This is a genomic window from Halorubrum sp. SD690R (assembly GCF_005435035.1).
GTDB classification, from domain to species: domain Archaea; phylum Halobacteriota; class Halobacteria; order Halobacteriales; family Haloferacaceae; genus Halorubrum; species Halorubrum ezzemoulense.
The window spans coordinates 1-4589 of sequence record NZ_SGTV01000067.1; the positions used below are offsets into that span (position 1 = coordinate 1).

General features: G+C 54.5%; 4 protein-coding genes. 2 read left to right on the forward strand and 2 right to left on the reverse strand.

The features are described from left to right. Positions 1–176 precede the first annotated feature (176 nt). Positions 177–1085: a dimethylarginine dimethylaminohydrolase family protein gene (locus tag EXE41_RS18235; RefSeq protein WP_086215356.1), complete on the reverse strand. Its 909-nt coding sequence runs from the start codon at positions 1083–1085 to the stop codon at positions 177–179. A 606-nt stretch (positions 1086–1691) separates the two neighbouring features. On the opposite strand from EXE41_RS18235, the gene EXE41_RS18240 reads away from it, so the two are divergent. Continuing rightward, positions 1692–2573, forward strand: a complete 882-nt coding sequence (locus EXE41_RS18240) for a ParA family protein (RefSeq protein WP_049933239.1) — start codon at positions 1692–1694, stop codon at positions 2571–2573. Further along, a complete protein-coding gene (locus EXE41_RS18245; RefSeq protein WP_086215357.1) occupies positions 2573–3001 on the forward strand; it encodes a hypothetical protein in 429 nt (142 codons plus the stop codon). The genes EXE41_RS18240 and EXE41_RS18245 overlap by 1 nt, the downstream gene beginning before the upstream one ends. Before the next feature lie 58 nt (positions 3002–3059). On the opposite strand, the gene EXE41_RS18250 is transcribed toward EXE41_RS18245, so the two are convergent. After that, positions 3060–4283 (reverse strand): site-specific integrase, encoded by a 1224-nt coding sequence (locus EXE41_RS18250; RefSeq protein ID WP_086215358.1) that lies wholly within the window; start codon positions 4281–4283, stop codon positions 3060–3062. Positions 4284–4589 lie beyond the last annotated feature (306 nt).

Genomic DNA, 4589 nt, shown 5'->3' on the forward strand with positions numbered 1-4589 from the left:
GCTTCTTTCGCACACGGACCAGTCAACAGAACGTGCTCTGTGGCACGAAATCCAGGTCGGTCTCTTGCGCCCCATATCTTGTTTCACGCTCTGCTAGGGTAGCAGCGTTTCCATCGAGTCAACAGAGTCACTCATCGCTATTGTCGACAGCGCAGACGATACTGGCGCGTTTCCGCTTAGTACGGAAACGCCATACACGCCACCGAGCCGCCTGCTTTCATAAATTCATCTGTTGATACATGGAGAGTCTCATACCCGTGTGACTCGAGCGCGTGGATAGTTTGGTGGTTTGACTCTTCGATGACAACGACGTCACCTGACAGCGAGTGGCAGTTACACGCGAAGTGATCCTGTGCTGCCTCTGGTGAGACTTCTATCAATGTTTCAAATAACGTGTCAAGTTTTTCCCGGCCTGCGTCAGTAAACGCGTCAGGACACACAACGGCCGTCTGTTCGTCGATAGCTGAAAAGCAAACATCGAGATGGTAGTATGAGTCGTCAGTGAGTTCAAGCGGAACGACGCCGACATCGTAGCGGTCTGCTATTTCCCGGTATGCCTCGAGGTCAGTTCGTGGCCCGTAACCACCCCAGAGGAGGCGACGCCCCGGATGCCAGCGGGCATCGCCGCACCCCTCGAACGGAACATCCGTACGAAGCTGTTCAGTTGGAATATCCCGGTTGGTACACCACTGCTTGAAGTAAGCAGGCTCATCATGTCGTTCTTCAGTTGCCATCTGCGCGAGCAGGAACCCGTCGCGATCTGGAAGCGAAAGGGCATGATTCGAGCAGAAGGTAATGTCTGGGAGTTCCCCGGGCGGGGCAACTTCGACCTCGCTAAGATCGTCCCAAACCGCGTCGACATCCATGATCGAAACGTCGGCCAGATCCTCATATCTGGATACGAGATCGTGCCACTGTTGGTTCGCAGTGGAACTGTCCACGCCGGACACCATGTACGGATTAATCTCGTAGTCGACGGAGAAATGCGTCGGAGTAGTAAATAAGACTGATTCGTCTCTGGATCGTCGTGAGAATGAGTCAAGTGGCGGAAGCGCATTCGGGTCAACGTAGAGGTTGTCAATCATCGTGAACAGACACACTACCTCATCACCTGCTAATAAGACTTGGGCAACAGTAGCTTTCGCATGAAATTCCAGCTGTTTGTTTGCTAATTTGGCTGCGAAGTGTGTCAAATAGCCAGTTCTGGTGGTGATATCTGTCTATATAAATATACACAATTAGAGCGACCCGTATCAACTTGGGCCCCCTAGAACGTCAGTGGAGGACGTCAAAAATACTGAGTAGAGCAATACTGAGGGAGGCAGTCACTGCGCCACACAATGCAGGTTATGTTACCAAGATCATGTAAACGAAATATTGAGTCCAAGCCAATTCCCAGCTGAGGGTGGCGGTATAAATTTATATTTTTTCTAATAAAAGATCAACTACCGTAGTCGTGGGGGAGCTATCACAGGTCGGGTTTGGGCCTGGAGCATATCACATACAAATATGTGTTAGATGCCTTATTCCTCTATCTGAGAAATCTAGGAAAGACGCCTTTCTTACATATCTGAGTATGAAACCTTACTCAGTAGTCTTATTTAGAGATCTTACTTAGAGGTCTAAGATAGATAAGAGTCATAGATGAATGTCTGACGTATACTTATGTGGTATGTCTCTAATAATGCTGTATGCTCTCGTACACGGTTTACAGCGAGGCTGGCGGCGTCGGGAAGACGTCGCTAACCGCGAATATCGCCTGTGCGCACGCCCGAGCGGGGCTTGATGTGTTGGTGATTCCGCTCGATCCACAGGACGGGAACCTGAGTCGGCTGTTCGACGTCGACGACGACCGGAGTGATTCAGCAGCAGACAGTCTCGTGCGACACCTTGTCGATAACCCGGGTGGCGACTTCGACGATCTGATCCGGACGGCAGAGGGTATTGATATTATTCCGGAACACAACACCCTTTCAGATCTCTCAGACCACTTAGCACGAGAGAAAAGTCGGGCGGAAGACTTCGGCGATGCGTACAACATCTACGCGCAACTCCGGCGTGTCCTCGTTGAGAACGATGTGCCGGACCGGTATGATGTTCTTATCTGTGATCCTCCAGCAACGGAGTCAGATCATCTCTATAATGCGATCTATGCGACGAGGAACCTCCTCATTCCGTTTGAGCCGTCCGCAAAGGGAGAAGCGTCCGTTGAGGGCTTAGAGGAGCTTGCGACGAACTTCGCGGATGAATTGAATATCGAAGTTGGGGTGCTTGGAGCCGTCCCAATCGAGTTCAAGGGGACGAGAGATCAAAACGAGATCGTCGAGGACGTGCCCTTCGAGGTTCCGGAGGTGATCGGCGACCGAACATCGATGATGGAGGGCTGTTGGCGACACCAGTGTAGTGCGTTTGAATTTGTGCGAACGCACCGGAGCCGACGCCGCGACTACGAGGTTGAGACGCTGGCAAAGTTCGATCGAATTGCTCGCTCGCTTGAGACGCAGGGCGGCATTGTGGCGCCTTCGCCGCCTGAGCCAGGCGCGTTGGACGATCCTGAGGAGGTGACCGTCTGATGGGGGGATTCAAAGAGGGCACTGTGAATGGGTGGGAGGACGAGGAAGAGGACGACGATGAGCCGGAGGTCGAACCCGCTTCCTCGTCCGACATGGACTCGAAAAGCGACCAGGCAGAGACAACTGAGGTGGAGATAGAGACTGGAGCGAGCAGCAGCGCCGACAATAGCGGACGCGACACAGCAAGGAGTGACATTCCGTGGATATTACGCCGAAACAGCATCACAGACGGGCGAGAACAAACGGTCCAGCTCCACCTCCAAGAAGACACGCTGAACGTCCAGCGGACACAGAAGTCGATTATTGAGAGCCGACTCGGAGAAAGCGTGCGGAAAGCGGATCTCCGTGAGGCAGCGCTGCTGGTTGGACTTCAACACACGGATGATGTTGTCGACGTGCTCGAAGGGTGGGGATACGCGCTCGAATGATATCGCAGTATATGGTTTATTAGACAGTCAGCATTCACGGACAGCCGGCCGACGATAGCTACTCATCCGCTGAGAAAATGTCGCTGCCCACGTCAGAGAGTTCACCCGCCTCCTTGTGGGCATACATCTTCGATGTCGTTGATGGATCCTCGTGTCGGAGGACCCGTTGCGCGTCACTGAACCCCGCTGCATCGTAGTACGCCTCACCAACGCCACGGCGAGCGCCGTGGAGGGTGAGATACGCTTTCGAGTCGTCTGAACAGTCCACAGCGGCTGCCTGAGAGTGCTTTTTGAGCGTGTATCGGCCGCCTTCCGTAGTTAGAGCCGGCGGGGTGAGGTCCCGTTCACGAAAGGCATCAACGAGGTCTGCGGTGCCGAGACTCGTAACCGTGTCAATAGTCTCTGGATCGGCGTCACGCTCCTGAAGTTGACTTCGCGCAGCATCCCGCAGGGATGCGAGGTGGAACGAAGGGAACACGGGCCACGCATCGGTGGGCGGGTCGAGGAGCGTCTGCCAGCGGTTGAGGGCACTAACGGGACGATCTGTCAGCGGTGCCTTCTCGATTTGCTGGCTTTTGCCGAGGACTGTCAATACCTCCTGGTCAGTATCGATATCCCCCCATGTGATTCCCGTCCGCCGGTCATCGCGACTAGAGGCGAGGACCTCGGCACCGCGGACGCCAGAGAATCCGATGACGTAGACGAGCGCCCGGTCACGGGCAGCTGTGAGTGCTTCTCGGCTCTGCGGATCCGCATCAATCGCCGCATACGCTCGCTCGTCGACGTACGAGACGATTGTCTCGCGCTGCTGGGTCGACCAGAACTGCTGTTTGCTAGAGTCGGTTGCGGGCCGGTCAGGCATTTCGTCTTTTGCGCGGTCGGTATCCGCGGGGTTCTCTGGGATGTACTCCCACTGCTGGCAGTAACGGAGGTATGCGGAGACGAGCGAGTAGTAGTTCCACGCAGTGGCTGCTGTGATCCCGTCCGTGTCATTGCTGGCTCGACGGGCATTCACCCGTCGGGCGAGGTGACCGGCATACCGGGCGAGGTGACGACTGTCGACCGCTTCTACGGTAGTCACGCCTTGGCCATTCATCCATTCGATCCAGTCCGGGACGACGCGTTCGAGCGCTTGAACGTAATTGCCGGATCGCTGCGTCGTTCCGTCCTCGGACTCGCCAAGCGTCTTCGCCTTGGCGTCGAGAAAATCGGTCAGGGGCTCGTCGAGTGGCGTTTCACTAGTCGTGTCCCCAGGTTGAGGGCCGTCAGTTGGCTGTACCATCGATTTAGCTTCACCGACAGCGGGCATCCTCAAAAATCTACTTGTGACTACTACACTAATCCAAAGTAGGTGCGGGTATTAGCTATAATAGCGTATGAGCTCTTCTGAAGCTGATTTTCATACGATCAAGCCTCACTACTTGTCTGGTAAATCTTATTTCGATATATAGAATCTATAGGTGTGGAAGTTGAGACTACAGCGGGTGTGAGATGTGTGATTTCGACTGAATCGGTGCGCAAACCTCGGTTGAGCGATGCCTCCGAGAGCGGTTTCGTATCGGTCATCGAACCATTACGGGAACTGACC

What these genes read in the sequence shown, in the direction of transcription:
- EXE41_RS18240 (WP_049933239.1), top strand. Translation starts at nt 1,692, where the DNA reads ATGCTCTCGTACACGGTTTACAGCGAGGCTGGCGGCGTCGGGAAGACG.
- EXE41_RS18245 (WP_086215357.1), top strand. Translation starts at nt 2,573, where the DNA reads ATGGGGGGATTCAAAGAGGGCACTGTGAATGGGTGGGAGGACGAGGAA.
- EXE41_RS18250 (WP_086215358.1), bottom strand. Translation starts at nt 4,283, where the DNA reads ATGGTACAGCCAACTGACGGCCCTCAACCTGGGGACACGACTAGTGAA.
- EXE41_RS18235 (WP_086215356.1), bottom strand. Translation starts at nt 1,085, where the DNA reads ATGATTGACAACCTCTACGTTGACCCGAATGCGCTTCCGCCACTTGAC.